At 68.0% G+C, this 18,420-nt stretch carries 13 protein-coding genes and 1 tRNA gene; 6 read left to right on the forward strand and 8 right to left on the reverse strand.

Going from position 1 to position 18,420, the window contains the following annotated elements; translation table 11 throughout:
* A partial coding sequence (locus HUU94_RS11245) for a hypothetical protein (RefSeq protein ID WP_174275168.1) occupies positions 1-1,273 on the forward strand: 1,273 nt, incomplete at its 5' end.
* A gap of 148 nt (positions 1,274-1,421) precedes the next feature.
* Here HUU94_RS11245 and HUU94_RS11250 read toward each other — a convergent pair.
* On the reverse strand, positions 1,422-1,700 hold the full coding sequence (locus tag HUU94_RS11250; RefSeq protein WP_174275169.1) for a DUF3297 family protein: 279 nt from the start codon (positions 1,698-1,700) through the stop codon (positions 1,422-1,424).
* Positions 1,701-1,740: 40 nt separating this feature from the next.
* The gene (locus HUU94_RS11255; protein ID WP_174275179.1) at positions 1,741-3,066 is read right to left on the reverse strand and encodes a dihydroorotase; all 1,326 of its coding nucleotides are present in this window, start codon (positions 3,064-3,066) and stop codon (positions 1,741-1,743) included.
* A 146-nt stretch (positions 3,067-3,212) separates the two neighbouring features.
* Here HUU94_RS11255 and ygfZ point away from each other — a divergent pair, with 146 nt between their 5' ends.
* Together ygfZ and HUU94_RS11265 are read left to right on the forward strand one after the other, a co-directional pair.
* Complete coding sequence (gene ygfZ / locus HUU94_RS11260; RefSeq protein WP_174275170.1) at positions 3,213-3,941, forward strand: CAF17-like 4Fe-4S cluster assembly/insertion protein YgfZ; 729 nt, start codon at positions 3,213-3,215, stop codon at positions 3,939-3,941.
* A gap of 133 nt (positions 3,942-4,074) precedes the next feature.
* Positions 4,075-4,869: a PEPxxWA-CTERM sorting domain-containing protein gene (locus HUU94_RS11265; protein WP_174275171.1), complete on the forward strand. Its 795-nt coding sequence runs from the start codon at positions 4,075-4,077 to the stop codon at positions 4,867-4,869.
* Between the two features lie 108 nt (positions 4,870-4,977).
* On the opposite strand, the gene acnA is transcribed toward HUU94_RS11265, so the two are convergent.
* Both acnA and htpG read right to left on the reverse strand, forming a co-directional pair.
* Positions 4,978-7,662 (reverse strand): aconitate hydratase AcnA, encoded by a 2,685-nt coding sequence (gene acnA / locus HUU94_RS11270; RefSeq protein ID WP_174275172.1) that lies wholly within the window; start codon positions 7,660-7,662, stop codon positions 4,978-4,980.
* Positions 7,663-7,913: 251 nt separating this feature from the next.
* A complete protein-coding gene (gene htpG, locus HUU94_RS11275; protein WP_174275173.1) occupies positions 7,914-9,794 on the reverse strand; it encodes a molecular chaperone HtpG in 1,881 nt (626 codons plus the stop codon).
* Positions 9,795-10,041: 247 nt separating this feature from the next.
* On the opposite strand from htpG, the gene HUU94_RS11280 reads away from it, so the two are divergent.
* Positions 10,042-10,425, forward strand: coding sequence for a response regulator (locus tag HUU94_RS11280; RefSeq protein WP_174275174.1), 384 nt, complete (start codon positions 10,042-10,044; stop codon positions 10,423-10,425).
* Between the two features lie 11 nt (positions 10,426-10,436).
* Here HUU94_RS11280 and HUU94_RS11285 read toward each other — a convergent pair whose 3' ends face one another.
* The 3 genes from HUU94_RS11285 to HUU94_RS11295 form a co-directional block, all read right to left on the reverse strand.
* Positions 10,437-12,815, reverse strand: a complete 2,379-nt coding sequence (locus HUU94_RS11285; protein ID WP_174275175.1) for an HAD family hydrolase — start codon at positions 12,813-12,815, stop codon at positions 10,437-10,439.
* 299 nt (positions 12,816-13,114) lie between these two features.
* Complete coding sequence (gene galE / locus HUU94_RS11290; RefSeq protein WP_174275176.1) at positions 13,115-14,134, reverse strand: UDP-glucose 4-epimerase GalE; 1,020 nt, start codon at positions 14,132-14,134, stop codon at positions 13,115-13,117.
* Between the two features lie 10 nt (positions 14,135-14,144).
* The gene (locus HUU94_RS11295) at positions 14,145-16,208 is read right to left on the reverse strand and encodes a S9 family peptidase (RefSeq protein WP_174275177.1); all 2,064 of its coding nucleotides are present in this window, start codon (positions 16,206-16,208) and stop codon (positions 14,145-14,147) included.
* 169 nt (positions 16,209-16,377) lie between these two features.
* On the opposite strand from HUU94_RS11295, the gene HUU94_RS11300 reads away from it, so the two are divergent.
* Positions 16,378-18,177, forward strand: coding sequence for an aminopeptidase P family protein (locus HUU94_RS11300; protein ID WP_174275178.1), 1,800 nt, complete (start codon positions 16,378-16,380; stop codon positions 18,175-18,177).
* Here HUU94_RS11300 and HUU94_RS11305 read toward each other — a convergent pair.
* Positions 18,146-18,319, reverse strand: a complete 174-nt coding sequence (locus tag HUU94_RS11305; RefSeq protein WP_174275167.1) for a hypothetical protein — start codon at positions 18,317-18,319, stop codon at positions 18,146-18,148. The two genes, HUU94_RS11300 and HUU94_RS11305, sit on opposite strands and share 32 nt — an antisense overlap.
* 24 nt (positions 18,320-18,343) lie before the next feature.
* Between HUU94_RS11305 and HUU94_RS11310 the strand changes: the two genes are divergently transcribed.
* Positions 18,344-18,418 (forward strand) — tRNA-Thr (locus HUU94_RS11310).
* Positions 18,419-18,420 lie beyond the last annotated feature (2 nt).

Here is an 18,420-nt window from a genome sequence, read left to right on the forward strand (position 1 = left end):
GCTCGCCTGCGGGCGCTGGCTCGATTGGCCGGTGCGCCGGCGGCGACGGCTGGGGCTGGCGGCGTTCGCCCTGGCATCGCTGGCGATCCCGCTCGTCGAGATGAGCCGCGAGGTACGGCCCTATCCGCTGATGATCCTGCTCTACGCGGTCGCGCTGCGCGCGCTGATCGCGCTGGCCGAGCGGTCGCGCTGGCGCGCGCCGCTGATCGGGCGCGCCTATGCCGCCTATCTGCTGATCGTCGAGCTGCTGCTGTGGCTGCACAACCTCGGCCCCCTGTGGGCGGCGGCGCTGGGGCTGGCGTTACTGGCAGCGGTGGTGCGGCGCGATCTGCGCGCCGCCGACTGGGCATGGCTGATCGGCGGCCATGCGCTGATGCTGCTCGGCTACGCGCCCGCCTTCGTCATCCTGCTGGATCAGGCGCCGACGTGGATCGCCTCGACATGGGTGACCTTTTCCTGGGCCACGCTCTGGCCGCGTCTGGCGGTGCTCTACGCGGTGCCGGGGTGGCAGGCCGCCGCGGCGGCGGCGCTGGCGCTGCTGGGCGCGGCCGCACTGTGGAGGGTGCCGAGGGGCCGGCGCCTTCTGGCGATGCTGCTCATCCTAGCGCTGGTGCCCGTCCTGCTGTCGATCGGGCTGACGCTCGCCGTCGCGCCGGTGTTCATCACGCGGACGATGACCCCCGTCGCGATTCCGACGCTAATACTGTTCGCGATCGGCGCGGCGGGGTGGCGGCGGCCGACGGCCTGGATCGGCGGCGCGGCGGCGGCGATGCTCCTGGCGAATATGGCGGCGGTCGATTTCCAGGCGCGGCGCGGCGGGCCGATGCAGGATTGGTACGGCACGCTCGACTGGCTGAAGCGGCATATGCATCGGGGCGACCAGATCTATGCCTATCCCAACGAAGGCGCGCTGCCGTTGGTCCGCGCGCTGCGAGATAAGCACCTGATTTGGCCGGTGCGCGCCATTCCCGGCGAGGTGCCCGCGCTGGATCAGGGCGGCTGGAACCCGACCGGCAGCCGGGGCGTGGTCTCGCTGCCCCGCGATCGCCTGCGCGCCATCGCCGAAGCGCCCGCCACCCGCGCCATCCCGACGATCTGGCTGCTGCGTCTCGGCGCCGAGGCCTACGATCCCGGCGACATGTTTCTGGAGGAACTCGGGCGCGGGCGCCACGAGGTGCGCCGCTGGCGTGACGGCGCGATCGACATCATCGGTCTCGCGCAAGGCGCCGGCCCGATCCCCGCGCTCGGATCGCCGCGAGCACCGGTCCGATGACCGGTGTCCGGAATGTCAGAGGACGTGCGTGACCAGCAGCAGGATCACGATGATCCCAGGCACGCCCAGCATCCACAAAATCAAACCCTTGCCCATGATCCTCTCCTCCGTCGTCGCCATCAAACCGGGACGGAGGCGGAACGAGCGTTCAGTCGGCCTGTTCCGCATCTTCGGCGGCGCCGGCTTCCGGGGCGTCGCGGAAATAAGGTTCGACGGGGCCGGAGAGCTTCATCGTCATGGGATTGCCGTTGCGATCGCGCGAGCTGCCGACCGCCATCCGCACCCAGCCTTCGCCGACGCAATATTCCTCGATATTGGTCTTCTCGACGCCCTTGAAGCGGATGCCGACGCCGCGCGCGAGCGCATCGGCGTCATAATAAGCGCTGCGGGGATCGGTGGAGAGGCGATCGGGGGGCGTATCGGTCATGCGCACCGCCATAGCGCCGCAAATCGGCGGCCGGAAGAGATCAGCCCCAATCGGCGGAATCGAAGCGGATCGGCCGCCCGTGCGCGGCATCGGCGAGCCCGCCCTCCCACATCACGCGGCGGCCGCGGATGATCGTACCGACGGGCTTGCCGGTGATCGCCATGCCCGTGAACGGAGACCAGCCGCAACGGCTGGCGAGCCAGCTTTCCTCGATCGTCCAGCGCGCCTTCAGATCGACGATCGTGAAATCGGCGTCATAGCCCACCGCGATCCGCCCCTTGCCCGTAAGCCCGAACACGCGCTGCGGCCCCGCCGACGTCAGTTCGATCAGCCGTTGCAGCGTCAGCCGGCCCGCCGCGACATGATCGAGCATCAGCGGCAGCAGGGTCTGCACGCCCGGCATGCCGCTGGGGCTATCGGGATAGGCCTTGGCCTTTTCGGCGCGCGTGTGCGGCGCATGATCCGAGCCGAGGACATCGGGGACACCCTGGCCGAGCCAGTGCCACAGCCCTTCGCGGTGCGCGGCCGATCGGATCGGCGGGTTCATCTGCGCGAAGCTGCCGAGCCGCGGATAGGCGTCCTCGCCCGCGAGCGTGAGATGCTGGGGTGTCAGCTCGCAGGTGGCGATATCCTTGTTCCTGCCGAGCAGCTCGAGCTCGGCGGGCGTGGTGATGTGGAGGACATGGACCGGGCGCCGCGCCTCGCGCGCGAGCTTCAGGATGCGGCGGGTCGCGAGGATCGCGCTCTCGTCATCGCGCCATACGGGATGCGAAGCGGGATCGCCCGCGACGCGCTCGGCGAGACGCGCCTGCATCCGGGGTTCGTCCTCGGCATGCACCGCGACGCGCCTCCGCCCGCTCGCCAGCACGCGCGCCAGCTCGCCATCCTCCGATACGAGCAGATCGCCGGTCGAGGCGCCCATGAAGATCTTGACGCCGGCGGTGCCCGGCAGCCGCTCGAGCTCGGCAAGCCGATCCGCGTTGGCGGAGGTCGCGCCGACGTAGAAAGCGTGATCGCACCACATCCGATCCTTCGCGCGCGCGAGCTTGTCGGCGATCGCGTCGGCGGAGTCGGTGTTGGGCCTGGTGTTGGGCATCTCGAACACCGCGGTGACGCCGCCGAGCACCGCCGCGCGGCTGCCGCTTTCGAGATCTTCCTTGGCTTCCAGCCCCGGCTCGCGGAAATGGACCTGGCTGTCGATGACGCCGGGCAGGATCGTGAGGCCGGCGCAATCGATGGTCTCGCCCGCGTCGCCCGTCTCGCCGATCGCCGCGATGCGCCCGTCGCGAACGCCGACCGGCGCCTCGACCGGGCCGCCCGGCGTCCAGACCGTGCCGTTCCTGAGCAGGAGATCGTAGGTCGGCATCATCCACTCCCGTCGCCCGGCGGAGGCCGGGGCCATGTCCCTCGATCCCCGGCGGGCATCGAGCATGGCATCGGACATAGGCCTCCGCCCCCGCCGGGGCGACGGGAAAGTGGCGGGAGCGGACGATCGTGCTTACGTGCGGCGCCATGCCCGCCACCATGCTCGCCGACCGCGCCCTGATCCGCCTCTCGGGCGAGGATGTGCGCGGCTTCCTCCAGGGGCTCGTCACGAACGAGGTCGCGGGCGCGTTGCCCGTCTGGGCGGGGCTGTTGTCCGCGCAGGGAAAGGCACTGTTCGATTTCCTGGTCTGGGACGACGGCGACGATCTGCTGATCGATTGCGAAGCGGCGCAGGCCGACGCGCTGGCGCGGCGCCTGACGCTGTACCGGCTGCGCCGTGCGGTGACGATCGTCCGCGATGAAGCGCTGACGGTTCATTGGTCCCCCTCGGGCGGGCAGGGCGTCGCCGATCCGCGCCTCGAGGATCTGGGGCGAAGATGGATCGCCGCCGCCGGCGACGGCGATGCCTCGGCGGCATGGCGCGCGCATCGGCTGGCGCTGGGGGTGACCGAAGGGGCGGCGGAGATCGGGCAGGACTCGACATTGTGGCTGGAAGCCAATGCCGCCGAGCTCAACGGCGTCAGCTTCACCAAGGGCTGCTACGTCGGCCAAGAGAATACCGCGCGGATGAATTGGCGGAGCAATGTTTCGCGGCGGCTGATCGTGTTTCGCGCGGTCGACGATCCCGGCGGCGATGCACGGATATGGTATCCAGAACTCGGGCTCGCGGTGGCGCGCCGGCGAGTCGATTCGCTCGCTGACGGTCCGGATCTGGTACGACCCCCGTGGTTGATCGAGGCGATTCGGGGCGGCTGAAGCCGTCAACCGTCAACAAATGTTACGCGGGCGCCATTAACCATCAATTCGTTTGCGCGTTCCCGGCTGTTCTCTATGCCGCACCGGAGCAGCCTGTCGTCGTACGACAGGCTCGCGACGGGATTGCTTCATCATGATCAGCCGGCGTTTCAAGAAGCTTCTGGGCCTGGGCATCAGCCTCGGCATGGCGGTCGGCGTCGCACAGTCCGCCGATGCGGCCTTCTATACCGTCAGTACGGCGAAGATCGATCCAAGCGCCGGTTCGCTTAACGGCACGGTGCACATGGCGCCGAGCTTCAACGAAGATGCCTCGATCGGCCGCATATTGCTGACGGGCACCACCAGCTCGGGTCAATCCTTCACGTTCGACAGCTTCTGCGTCGATCTGTTCGATAGTCTCACGGCACCCGCCACCTTTTACGGCGACACGCTTTCCGCGCTCGGCCTGTCCACGACGAAGAACAATCAGTTGACCGCGCTGCTGGCCAATATCGACAGCTTCATCAACGCGGGTATCACCGGCACGGATACGGGATCGAAGGCCGAACGGTCGGCGGCGGCGCAGATGGCGGTCTGGGAAATCGTCAACGAGACGACCAACATCTACGATGTCGATACGGACGCCAACAAGGGCGCTTTCTACGTCAGCAATGTCGGCGGGGTGGACAACCTCAGCGGCAAATCGCTGAGCGACGCCGCCACTTTGCTTGCCAACGTCACGAGCGGCGCCTGGACGTCTTCCTCGGGGTTCAAGGTCGCGGTGGTCAAGAGCTCGGGCAACCAGACGCAGGTCGTCTATGGCGCGTCGGCGGCCTCGGTGCTCTCGGCACTTCCCGAGCCGGGGAGCTGGGGGATGATGGTGATGGGCTTCGGCGTGCTGGGCGTCGCAATGCGCCGCAAGCGCGCGCCGCTACACGCCATCGCGTAAGCGCAAGGTTTCGCTTTCCGGGCGGGGGTCTCGGGAAATGGGGTCCGATCTTGGGGGATCGGACCCCACATCTTTCGGGCCGGGGCGACGCTCCGGCCCGAAGTGGTTTCAGGCGGCGAGCTTGCGCAGCACGTAGGGCAGTATGCCGCCGTTGAGGAAATATTCGAGCTCGTTGACGGTATCGATCCGGCAGCGCGCCTCGAAGCTCATCTCCGAACCGTCGGCGCGCTTGACCAGCACCGTCACCATCTGGCGGGGGCGGAGACCCGCGACATTCTCGATCGTCACCAGCTCGCTGCCGTCCAGCCCGAGCGTCTTGCGATCGGTGCCGTCGGGGAATTGCAGCGGCAGCACGCCCATGCCGACGAGGTTCGAGCGGTGGATGCGCTCGAAGCTTTCGGCGATCACCGCGCGGACGCCGAGCAGGGTGGTGCCCTTCGCCGCCCAGTCGCGCGAGGAGCCGGTGCCATATTCCTTGCCGGCGAAGATGACGAGGGGGGTGCCGTCTTCCTTATATTTCTGGGCGGCGTCGTAGATCGCCAGCGTTTCGCCGGAGGGGATGTATCGGGTCATGCCGCCTTCGACGCCGGGGACCATTTCGTTCCTGATGCGGATGTTGGCGAAGGTGCCGCGCATCATGACTTCGTGGTTGCCGCGCCGCGCGCCGTAGGAGTTGAAGTCGGCGCGGGCGACCTGATGCTCGGCGAGGTAGCGGCCCGCGGGACCATCGGCCTTGATCGAGCCGGCGGGGCTGATGTGATCGGTGGTGATCGAATCGCCGAGGATCGCGAGCGGGCGCGCATCGACGATATCCCGCACCGGTGCGGGCGTCATGCCCATGCCTTCGAAGTAAGGCGGATTGGCGACGTAGGTCGACCCGGGGTTCCACGTATAGGTGGCGGACCCCTCGATCGAGATGCCGCGCCACTTGCGATCGCCCTCGAACACGTTGGCGTAGCGGGTGCGATACATGTCGCTGTCGATCACCGACATGATGATGTCGCTGATCTCGTGGCTCGTCGGCCAGATATCCTTGAGATAGACGGGCTTGCCCGCGTCCGAGGTGCCGATCGGCTCGGTGGTGATATCCTCGCGCACCGTGCCCTTGAGCGCATAGGCGACGACCAAAGGCGGCGAGGCGAGGAAGTTGGCGCGGACATCGGGCGACACCCGGCCCTCGAAATTGCGGTTGCCCGAGAGCACCGAGGCCGCGACCAGATCATTTTCGTTGATCGATTTGGAGATGGCGGGCGCGAGCGGGCCCGAATTGCCGATGCAGGTGGTGCAGCCGTAGCCGACGAGATTGAACCCCATCGCATCGAGATCCTCGGAGAGCTTGGCGCGGTTGAGATAATCGGTGACGACCTGGCTGCCCGGCGCGAGGCTGGTCTTGACCCAGGGCTTGGGCTTGAGGCCCAGCGCGCGCGCCTTGCGCGCCACCAGCCCGGCGGCGACGAGCACCGAGGGGTTGGAGGTGTTGGTGCAGGACGTGATCGCCGCGATCACGACATCGCCGTGCCCGACATCGAAATCCTCGCCGTCGACGCCGCAGCGGACGTCGCCGGCGCCGGTCTTCTTGTAGCCGGTGGCGAGTTCGGTGTTGAAATTCTCGTCCATGTTGGAGAGCAGCACGCGATCCTGCGGACGCTTGGGGCCGGCCATGCTCGGCTGCACCGTCGTCATATCGAGCACCAATGTGTCGGTGAACACGGGATCGGGCAAGGTGGGATCGCGCCACAGCCCCTGCGCGCGGCAATAGGCCTCGACCAGATCGATCTGCCATTCGTCGCGCCCGGTGAGGCGCAGATAGTTGATCGTCGCCTGATCGACGGGGAAGAAGCCGCAGGTCGCGCCATATTCGGGCGCCATGTTGGCGACCGTCGCGCGATCGGCGAGCGAAAGCGCATCGAGACCCGGCCCGTAGAATTCGACGAAGCGCCCGACGACGCCCTTGGCGCGCAGCATCTGCGTGACGGTCAGCACCAGATCGGTGGCGGTGATGCCCTCCTGCACCGTGCCGGTGAGCTTGAAGCCGACGACCTCGGGGATTAGCATCGAGACGGGCTGGCCGAGCATCGCCGCCTCCGCCTCGATCCCGCCGACGCCCCAGCCGAGCACGCCTAGGCCGTTGACCATCGTGGTGTGGCTGTCGGTGCCGACGCAGGTATCGGGATAGGCGATCTCGGCGCCGCTCTCGTCCTTCGAGGTCCAGACGGTCTGCGCGATATATTCGAGGTTGACCTGGTGGCAGATGCCCGTGCCCGGCGGCACCACCTTGAAATTATCGAGCGCCTTCGATCCCCAGCGCAGGAATTCGTAGCGCTCCATGTTGCGCGCATATTCGATCTCGACATTTTCCTCGGCCGATTTGGGCGTGCCGAAATGATCGACCATCACCGAATGATCGATGACGAGATGGACGGGGACGAGCGGGTTGATCTTGGCGGTATCGCCGCCGAGCGCGCCCATCGCATCGCGCATCGCGGCGAGATCGACGACGCAGGGCACGCCGGTGAAATCCTGCATCAGCACGCGCGCGGGGCGATACTGGATCTCGCGCTCCGACGTGCGCTCGCCGAGCCATTCGATCATCGCCTTCAAGTCATCGACCGTGACGGTGCTGCCGTCCTCGAAGCGCAGCAGATTTTCGAGCAGCACCTTCATCGAGAAGGGCAGCCGGGAAATGTCGCCGAGCTGCTCGGCCGCCTTGGGCAGCGAATAATAAGCGACGGTCTTGCCGCCGACCTCGAGCGTTGAACGGGTGGCGAGCGTATCCTGGCCGACGGCGGTCATGGGTGGCGGGCTCCTTATAGCGGGCGCGTGCGGGAATGTGCGGAGCCCTTAGCAACGGGGTCCCGGTGGGGGAAGGGCCAGGGCCGATCGACGTTCAGCTTTGAGAACCAACCCCTACAGTTCGTCCGTCATGCCGGACTTGTTCCGGCATCCACCGTTCCACGGAGTTGGTCAGCTCGGAGCTAGAGGTTGCCCTTTTCAAGATGAAACGTCACCCCGGCCTTGAGCCGGGTGACGAAGATCGATCGGCTCTAGCCGAGTCCGCGATCCAGCACGCGCGTCAACCGGGCGGAGAAGGCGCGGGGATCGACCGGCAGATCGCCGTCGGCGATCCGCGCCTCATCGAACAAGAGATGCGCGGCATCCTCGCGTAGCGCATCGTCCCCGCCCTCGCTGAGCCTGGCGATCAGCGCGTGGCGGGGGTTGATCTCGAGGATCGGCTTGGCCTTGGCATCGATCCGCCCCGCGCCGGCGAGCAATTTTTCGAGCTGGCGGTCCATGCCATGCTCGGGCGCGACGAGGCAGACCGCGCTCTCGGTCAGGCGATCGGAGGCGCGGACGTCCGACACCGCGTCGCCGAGCGCGGTCTTGACGAAGGCGATAAAGCCGTTGACCGCGTCCGATGCCTCGGCGGCGGGCGTCTCGCCCTCGGGGAGCGGGATCAGGCCGAGATCGGCGAGCCCCTGCGTCACCGACTTGAAGGGCTTGCCCTCATAATCGACGCCCGAGGTCACCCAGAAGCTGTCGACCTGATCGGCGAGCAGCAGCACCTCGATCCCGCGCGCGCGGAAGCCCTCGAGCTGCGGCGAGGTCGCCAGCCGATCGAGATCGGTGCCGGTGGCGTAATAGATGGCGGTCTGGTTTTCCTTGAGCGCGGCGGCATAATCGCCGAGCGAGCGCCATTCGCCGCCCGACGCCGTCGTCTTGAAGCGCGCGAGGCCGAGCAGTTGCGCGCGGCGGGCATAATCCTCGTACAGCCCCTCCTTGAGCACCGCGCCGAAATTGTCCCAGAGCTCGAGATAGTGCGCGGCATCATTGGCGGCGAGCTTGTCGAGTTCAGAAAGCAGGCGGTTGGCGACGCCCTTCTGGATCGCGGCGAGCACCGGGCTCTCCTGAATCATCTCGCGCGAGACGTTGAGCGGCAGATCGGCGGAATCGACCAGCCCGCGCACGAAACGGAGATAGCGCGGCAGGATCTGCGCATCATCGGTGATGAAGACGCGGCGGACGTAGAGCTTCATCCGGCCGGCGCGATCGGGATCGGAGAGGTCGAACGGCTTGGTCTCCGGCACGAAGGCGAGCACGTTATATTCGTGCAGGCCCTCGGCGCGATAATGCAGCGTCAGCGCGGGCGCGTCATATTGGCCGGCGACGCCGCGGTAGAAATCCTGATATTCCTCGGCGCTGATCTCGGCCTTGGGGCGGGTCCACAGCGCCGCGCCGTCGGCGATCTGCCTGGGCTCGGCATCGGGCATGTCCTTGACGAAGATCGGCACGGGGACATGGCCCGACTGAGCCTTGATCCTGCTCTCGATCGTGTAGCTCTGCGTATAGCTCGACGCCTCCTCCTTGAGGTGAAGCAGCACGCGGGTGCCGCGCGGCGGCGCATCGGCGAGGTCGGCGGGACGGATCGTGTAGGTGCCGAGCCCGTCCGAAGACCAGATCGCGGCACTCTCCGCCCCGGCGCGGCGCGATACGACATCGACCTTGTCCGCGACCATGAACGCCGAATAGAAGCCGACGCCGAACTGGCCGATCAACTGGCTGCCCTCGGCATCCCTCGCGCCGGCGACCTTGTCCATGAACGCCTTGGTGCCCGAGCGCGCGATCGTGCCGAGCGCCTCGGCCATCTCCGCCTCGCTCATGCCGATGCCATTGTCCTCGATCGTCAGCCGGCGATCGTCGGGGTCGAGCGTCACGGTGATGCGCGCCGGCCCGTCGTCTCCGAGCAGGGCGGGATCGCCGAGCGCCTCGTAGCGCAGTTTCTCGCAGGCATCGGCAGCGTTCGAGATCAGCTCGCGCAGGAAGACGTCCTTGTCCGAATAGACCGAATGCACCATCAGATGCAGCAGCTTGGCGACGTCGGCTTCGAACGAGCGGGTTTCGGGCGGGGCTTCGGTCGTCGTCGTCATGGCGGTATCCAATGATGTTCCAAGGTGATCGCGCCTCAGATGGCCGCCGGATTTCGCGCTTTCAAGATGCCCCGGAGAGAGGCGGTGCTGCTCGGAGCGCGCAGGTGGCTAAGTATCGCAATTGAATCGGAAAAGCTCGTTACGCGGGCGCTTCGGATGGAACGGGGCTGTTCATGGCCGGTTATAGTGGATCAAGATCGCGTGCGATGCGATCTTTCCCTCGCATTGAAGAGCTACGCGCAAGACGATGACAGGAAAGGTGTTTTCCTCCGCGCGCAACGCCATCGTCCTCATCGTCGAGGATGAGCCGCTGCTGCGCCTGGTCGCGGTGGACTTTGTGGAGGAAGCGGGCTTTCAGGTTATCGAGGCGGGCAGCGCCGACGAGGCGGTGACGATCCTCGAAAGCCGCGCCGACATCAGGATCGTCTTCACCGATATCGATATGCCCGGCAGCCTCGACGGAATGAAGCTCGCCGCCTGCATCCGCGATCGCTGGCCGCCGATCGAGATCATCATGACATCGGGGCATAGGAAGCCGGTGCTCACCGAGCTGCCCGCGCGCGTGCTGTTCTTCCCCAAGCCCTATGATCCGCGATCGATCGTCGCGGCGATCCAGGCGTTCGCAGCCTAGGATTGGCGACTTCAGGCCGCGAGCCGCGCCGCCTGTGCCTCCGCCTTGCGCCAGCGCACGGGACGGAAGATCAGGCTGAGCGCGAGCGCGTCATGGCCGTGGAGCGCGGGCGGGGGCACGATCGCGATGCCGGCGGGATCGGCCGCGTAGAGATCGGGCGCAAGCTCGCGCAGGCCCTCGCGGATGAGCTGCGCGGGGATCGCATCCTCGGCGGCGGGATCGTCGATCCGCGCGACGGCCAGGAAATAGGCGTCCTCGATCTGGACGCATTCGCAGAGCTGGCCGAGCCGGATGCCGACGGTCAGGCGCCCCGCGCCGACCGGGACGACGAGGCGATAATAGCCCTCGGCGGTGGGCAGCGCCTCCAGCATCACCTGCGTCTGATCGGTCGCGTCGGCGAAGATCACCGGCACCTCGACGCCGCCGACCGCGAAATCGCCCGCGCGCAGATCGAGCCCCAGCCGCATCGTCGCGAACAAGGAGAGGTTGAGCGGCAGGCCGTGCGCCTGCAACTCGGCGGGGCCGTGCATCCGCGCGACGCTGTTGATCGCCGCCGCCCCGCCATGGCGGAGCCCGCGCGCCGCCTCCTCGGCATCGAGCAGACGGACGAGCTTGCCCGTGCCGAGGTTCACGTCATGCTCGAAGCGCGCGAACAGAGTGACTTCGGCGGCGGTGGGCAGGAACATCAGCCGCGCGAGCGAGGCTGAGGCGGCGCGGACGCGCGCGGACAGATCATCAGAGGCGGGGGCGCGGTGGAAGCCTGCGCCATCGGCGGCGACGAAGGCGAGGCAACCCTGCTGGATGCGATCGCGCGCTTCGCTTTGCGCGGCCTTGAGATCGGAAGCCTCGCGGATCGGCGCGCCATCGACGGCATAATCGACGGTCGATCCCTGGCCGACGGTGCAGAGTTGCTCGACCATGCCGACGCAGGTGGTGAGCGCGTGAAGCGTACGGAAATCATGCGTTTCGGCATCGATCATCCCCGCCTTGTCGAGTCCCGAGACCTGCTCCTCGCGCAGCAGCAGGTAGCGCCCCGCGACCACGAGCCCCATCCGCGCTTCCAGCAGCGGCGTGACCATATTCTGGACCGAGCCATTGTAGCCGATATCGACGAGCATCACCGCATCGCCATGCGCCACGCCGGCGGCGCGAAGGTGCGCCTCCAGCTTGGCGCCGAACGCGGTGGCGCGGGCGAGGATCTTGCGCGAAAGTTCGGGGCCGAGCACCGCCTTGCGCAACGCGGCGCGGCGCGCATCGCCCTTGAGCTTGAGGAAGCGTGCGATCTCGTGGCCCCCGAGCATGAGCTGGCGGCCGAGCGTTTCGAGGGGCACGCGATCGATCCATTCGGCGACATGCTCGGCGAGCGCGGCCCGATCGACCAGCCCCGCGCGCGCGGCGGCGAAACGGCTGATCTCGATCGCCCGCGCGCCCGCTTCGGGGAACAAAGTCTCGAAGCAGCGGAACGGCAGCCAGCCGTCGCGGAGCATGAACAAGGGCCGCACCGGGCGGCCGAGGCTTGCCGACAGCGTATCGGCCTGCGCCTTGGTCCACAGCGCGAAGGCGTGGAGGGAGGGGCCGAGCACGTCGTGGCCGAGCGCGAAGGCGGCATCGCTCTCGCACCGCAGCGCGACCTGGGCGCGATGAAGCTGCATCACCGGACGGCGGACGCGCGCGTCGGGATCGATCATCATCGCCGCCGCCGCCTCGAGCCGCAGCCTTTGTTCGGCCTCGGCATCGAACTGGACGAGGTGAAAGGCGAGGATGCCCGCGCGTTGCGGCGCGTGATAATCTGCGGCGAGATTGTCGCCGAGGTGCGCGACCTGATCGGCACGGAGACCGAGCGTTTCGAGCACGACATCGAACAGCCCTCTGCCCTTGCCGACCTTATGATCGCCCGAGACGAAGACATGATCGATCCAGCCGAGCAGTTCGGGCCCGGCGGCGGCGGCGAGCAGCGCGCGCAATTCGGCCTCGCGCATATACATGTCGCTGACCAGCACGACCTTGAGCCCCCGGCACTTGGCGGCGTGGATCAGCGCGACGGTGGGCGCGAAGGCGAAGCAGTGGCGCGCCTCCAGCGCGAGCTCGGCGGCGACGGCTTCGGCGACAGCGGTATCGTCGGCGCGGGGACGTAGGCGGCGATAGACCTCCGCCAGCAGGATTTCGTGGCGATCCTCGTCCGATACCGCGCGGCGGTGCGCGGCCTGTTCGGCCCAGCAGCGCAACTCGACGCCGCCCCCCGGCATGGCGATACCGGCGAATATGTCGCGCGGCGCGTGCACCGCGCGCCACAGCAGGGTATCGAAGCAATCGAGCGACAGCGTGGTGATCCCCGCCGGCAGCCGATCGAGCAGGCCGGGGAGGTCGCGGGGGCGGATCTGGTCTTGCATGCGGTGCCTCGGGAAGCGGAATGCCGCCTGACCTGATGCGCGAACATGGTTTCCGGACCGTTAAGCGATAGTGGTGCCTCGCGGGCCGGAACGGGTTGCTGCTGCCCGCTCGACCTTACATTCGTCACCCCGGCCTTGAGCCGGGGGTCCAGCTTCTTCTTCGGCGTCGGTAGGCAGCGGGACCGGCTCAAGGCCGGGGTGACGAAAGTTCAACGTCGACAGGACACACCTCAGAAGCACAGTGGATGCCGGAACGGGCCCGGCATGACGGAAGAGGGGACGGCTGCCGCAGCTCTCGCTCAGCGCGAAAGCCCGCGCTCCTGAAGCGCCCGCTCCCAGGCCAGCGCATCGGCGACGATCCCGGCGAGGTCGTCGCGCTTGGGCCGCCATGGCAAGGTCGCCAGGATCTTGGTATTGTCCGCCACCAGGATCGCGGGATCGCCCGCGCGGCGCGGCTCCAGCCGCCGCTCGATCACCCTGTTGGTCACGCGATCGGCGACGTCCAGCACCTCGCGCACCGAATAGCCGCGCCCATAGCCGACGTTGGCGGTCAGGCTCTCGCGCGGGTTGGCGATCAGCCATTCCAGCGCGTCGACATGCGCGTCGGCGAGATCGGAGACATGGATATAATCGCGCACGCCGGTGCCGTCGGGGGTCGCATAATCATCGCCGTAGATGCCGACATGGCCGCGCTTGCCCGTCGCAGCCTCGACCGCGATGTGGATCAGGTGGGTGGCGCCTTTCACCGACTGGCCCGAGCGGCCCTGCGGATCGGCGCCCGCGACGTTGAAATAGCGGAGCGCCGCATAGTTGAGCGGGTGCGCGGCGGCGACGTCGGCGAGGATATGCTCGGTCATCAGCTTGGACATGCCGTAGGGGTTGATCGGCCGCGTCGGCGCATCCTCGGCGACGGGCACCCGCTCGGGCATGCCGTAGGTCGCGGCGGTCGAGGAGAAGACGAAGTGGCGGACCCCGGCCGCCACCGCCGCCTCGATCAGCGAACGGCTCGCGGCGGTGTTGTTGCGATAATATTTGAGCGGATCGCCGACCGATTCGCCGACCAGCAGGGAGCCCGCGAAGTGCAGGATCGCGCCGATCTTGTGCCTGGCGACGGTCGCGCCGACGATCTCCATATCGGCGACGTCGCCCTGCACGAAGGCCGCCGCATCGGGCACCGCCCAGCGGAACCCCGTCGCGAGCGTATCGAGCACCACCACCGGCCAGCCCGCGTCGAGCAGCGCCAGCACCGCATGGCTGCCGATATAGCCCGCGCCGCCGGTGACGAGGATCGCGAAGGGCTTGGTCGTGGGGCTGCTCATGCCCGCGTGGCTAGCCAGCGTCGGGTGAAGGGGCAACCTGCGTCAGCACGAAGGCATAGGATTCCGCTCGCTCGCGCAAAGCTTCGTAACGCCCCGATTTGCCGCCGTGGCCCGCGCCCATATTGATCTTAAGCAGCAAAAGAGCATCGTCCGTCTTGGTCGCGCGCAGCCGCGCCGCCCATTTGGCGGGCTCCCAATAGGTCACGCGCGGATCGTTCAGGCCGCCGGTGATGAGCATCGGCGGATAGGCCTGGGGCCTGACATTCTCGTAAGGGCTATAGCTCAGCAGCAGCTCGAACGCGGCCTTGTCGCTGATCGGATTGCCCCATTCGGGCCATTCGCCGGGGGTCAGCGGCAGGCTGGCGTCCTGCATCGTGTTGAGCACGTCGACGAACGGCACGTCGGCGACCACCGCGCCCCACAGTTCGGGATCGGTGTTGGCGACCACGCCCATCAGCTCGCCGCCCGCCGATCCGCCGTTTATCGCGATCCGGCCCGCCCCCGAGAAGCCCGCCGCGATCAGCCCCTTCGCCGCGTCGCTGAAATCGTGGAACGTGTTCCAGCGCGCCTCGGCCTTGCCCTGGAGATACCAATCGTAGCCGAGATCGTCGCCGCCGCGGATATGCGCGATCGCGAACGCCCAGCCGCGGTCGAGCAGGCTAAGCCGCGCGCTCGAAAAGCTCGGCGGGATGGCATGGCCATAGGCGCCATAGGCGTAGAGGAAGAGCTTGCCCGTGCCGCCCCTGGGGAAGCCGCTGGGGTAGACGATCGAGACCGGGATCGCCTTGCCGTCGCGCGCGGGGACCGTCAGCCGCTCGGTCGCGTAGCGGGACGCGTCATAGCCCGAGGGCACTTCCTGCACCTTGAGCGTCTCGAGCCGCCGCGCATCGGGGTGATAGTCGAACACCGTCGCCGGCGTGACCATCGACGAATAGGTCAGGCGATAGGCCGGCTGGTCGAATTCGGGATTGTTGCCCAGGCCGGCGCTGTAGCTCGCCTCGGGAAAGACGACGGCATGCGCGTCGCCCGCGTAGCTGCGCAGCAGGACCTGATCGAGCCCGTCGATCCGCGCGGTGAGGATCAGATGATCGCGAAAGCAGGCGAGCCCGGTGAGATAGGTGCGCTCCGACCCCGCCACTTCCGCGCGCCAGTCGCCCGGCGCCGCCGGATCCGCGCTGGCGAGGCGGAAGTTGACGTGCGTGTCGTTGGTCAGGATCCACAGCCGCCCGTGCGCGCTGTCGACCGCATATTGGCGCTTCACCTGGCGCGGCGACACGAGCAGCGGGAGCGCGGACGGATCGGCGGCGGGCAGCAGCCGCACCTCGCTCGTCTGGTTGTCGCCGGTAGCGATCTGGAGCCATCTTTTGTCGCGCGTCGCGCCGACCGCGACGCGGAAGCCCTCGTCACCCTCCTCGTAGAGCGCCGCGTCGCCGGCCGGATCGGCGCCCAGCCGGTGCGCCTTGGCGACGTAGCTGCGCCAATTGTCGTTGACCTCGGTATAGAGCAGCACCCGCCCGTCGGCGCTCCACGCGACATTGCCGTTGGTGACGGCACTGACCGTCTCGATATCCTCGGCCGTGGCGAGGTCGCGGATCCGCAGCGTGAAGCGCTCGGCGCCGCTCTCGTCGGCGCTCCACGCCATCAGCCGCCCGTCGGGGCTCACCTCCATCGCCGCGACGCGCCAGTAAGCCTTGCCCTCGGCCTCGGCGGTCTCGTCGAGGATCAGTTGCTCCGCCCCGCCCGCCACGGCCTTGCGCAGATGCCGCGGATATTGCGCGCCCGGCTGGTAGGCCCACCAATAGAGCCAGTCCCCCTCGCGCTGCGGCACCGAGGCGTCATCCTCCTTCAGCCGCCCCTTCATCTCCTGAAAGATCGTCTCGACCAGCGCCTCGTGCGGCTGCATCGCCGCCTCGAAATAGGCATTCTCCTCGCGCAGGTAGGACAGGATCGTCTCGTCGGTGACGTCGGGATAGCCGGGATCGCGCAGCCACGCCCAGGGATCGTCGATCCTGTGGCCGTGGGCGGTGGTGGCGTGCGGATGCGTCGCGGCGATCGGAGCGGGGGGCAAGGTCATGCCCCGCCTCTGCGCACCGCGCGCGCGCGGTGCAAGCCGCGAAGCGGGCGCCATTACGCGATGGCGCCCTGCCGGAAGCAACCGATCACGGGGTGTCCCCAGATTCGGGGTGACATCCGATGCCCGCGCCACCAGATTGCGGGAACAGTCCCCGCGAAGAGAATGCGCCATGTCCAGCTATGCCGATCGCCTGTCCGCCTTGCGCGAGGAGCTTGCCCGCCGCCGGCTCGACGGCTTCGTAGTGCCGCTCACCGACGAGCATATGAGCGAATATGTCGGCGCCTACGCGCAGCGGCTGGCGTGGCTGACGGGCTTTCAGGGTTCGGCGGGCTCGGCGGTGGTGCTGCCCGCCGAAGCCGCGATCTTCACCGACGGGCGCTATACGCTGCAGGTGCGCGAGCAGGTCGATGGCGCGCACTGGCAATATCAGTCGGTCCCTGAGACCAGCATCGCGCGCTGGCTGGAGACGCATGCGCCGAGCGGCGGGCGGATCGGCTACGATCCCTGGCTGCACACGCGCGGCTGGGTGAGCGCGGCGAAGACGGCGCTGGCCGAGAAGGGTGCCGAGCTCGTCGCGGTCGAGACCAACCCGGTCGATGCGGTCTGGCCCGACCATCCCGTGCCGTCCGACGCGCGGCTGATCGTCCAGCCCGAAGAACTCGCGGGCAAGAGCGCCGCCGCCAAGCGGCAGGAGATCGCCGACTGGCTGGCGGAGAAGGGCGCCGACGCCGTCGTGCTCTCGGCGCTCGATTCGATCGCCTGGGCGTTCAACGTCCGCGGCGCCGATGTCGATCGCACGCCCGTCGCGCTCGCCTTCGCATTGGTCAACGCCGACGGCACCGCCGAATTGTTCGTCGAGGAGGAGAAGGTCGGCGACGATGTCCGCCGCCACCTCGGCAACGGCGTCCGCGTCCGGCCGCGCGCCGCCTTCGCAAGCGCGCTGGGCGGGATGCGCGGCAAGACGATCGCGGTCGATCCCGAGCGCGCGGTGGCGGCGATCTTCTCCGCGCTCGATGCGGCGGGCGCCAGGATCAAGGCCGAGCGCGATCCCACCATCCTGCCCAAGGCGATCAAGAACGACGCCGAGGTCGCGGGCCACAAGGCAGCGCAGGCGCGCGACGGCGCCGCGCTCTGCCGCTTCCTCCACTGGCTGTCGATCGAGGCGCCGAAAGGCGGGCTCACCGAGCTTTCCGCCGCCGCCAGGCTGCGCGCGTTCCGCGACGCCACCGCCGTGCTCAAGGATCTGAGCTTCGATACGATCTCCGCCGCCGGGCCGCACGCCGCCGTGCCGCACTATCGCGTCGACGAGGAGAGCAACCTCCCGATCAAAATCGACGAAATCTATCTGGTCGATTCGGGCGGCCAATATCAGGACGGCACCACCGACGTGACGCGCACGGTGATCGTCGGCACGCCGACGGCCGAGATGCGCGATCGCTTCACCCGCGTGCTCAAGGGCCATATCGCGATCGCCACCGCGCTCTTTCCCGATGGCACGCGGGGGAGCCAGCTCGATAGCTTCGCGCGCCAGTATCTCTGGGCGGCGGGGCTCGATTATGCGCATGGCACAGGCCACGGCGTCGGCAGCTTCCTTGCCGTCCATGAAGGGCCGCAGCGGATTTCGCCGGTGGGATCGAGCCAGGCGGGCGGAGACGAGCCGTTGCGCGCGGGCATGCTGATCTCCAACGAGCCCGGCTATTACAAGGCGGGAGAATATGGCATCCGCATCGAAAATCTGGTGCTGGTCGTCGAACGAGCGGTCGCCGGCGCGGAGAAGCCGGTGCTCGGCTTCGAAACGCTGACCTTCGCGCCGATCGATCGCGCGCTGATCGAACCGGCCCTGCTCTCCCCCGCCGAGCGCGTCTGGCTCGATGCCTATCATGCGGATGTCGCGCGGATCATCGGCCCGCGGCTCGAAGGCGAGGCCGCCGAATGGCTCAGTCGCGCGACGGCGCCTCTGGAGGGATGACCGGCGGTGGCACCTCCCGCAACGCACGCGCCTGCGCCTTCCGCCGCTTGAGATTGGCGCGCAATGCCTCGGCGAGCCTGGCCGCGCGATCCGCTTCATCCTTGACCATCGCTTCCTTGACCTCCCGCCCCCTCTTCTCCATAGGCGCCGCTCCCCGCAAGGGCCGGCTGCCGTAGCTCAGTGGTAGAGCGCATCCTTGGTAAGGCTGAGGTCGTGAGTTCAATCCTCACCGGCAGCACCATT

It is taken from the genome of Sphingomonas bacterium, assembly GCF_903644055.1.
In the GTDB taxonomy this organism is placed as follows: domain Bacteria; phylum Pseudomonadota; class Alphaproteobacteria; order Sphingomonadales; family Sphingomonadaceae; genus Sphingomonas_I.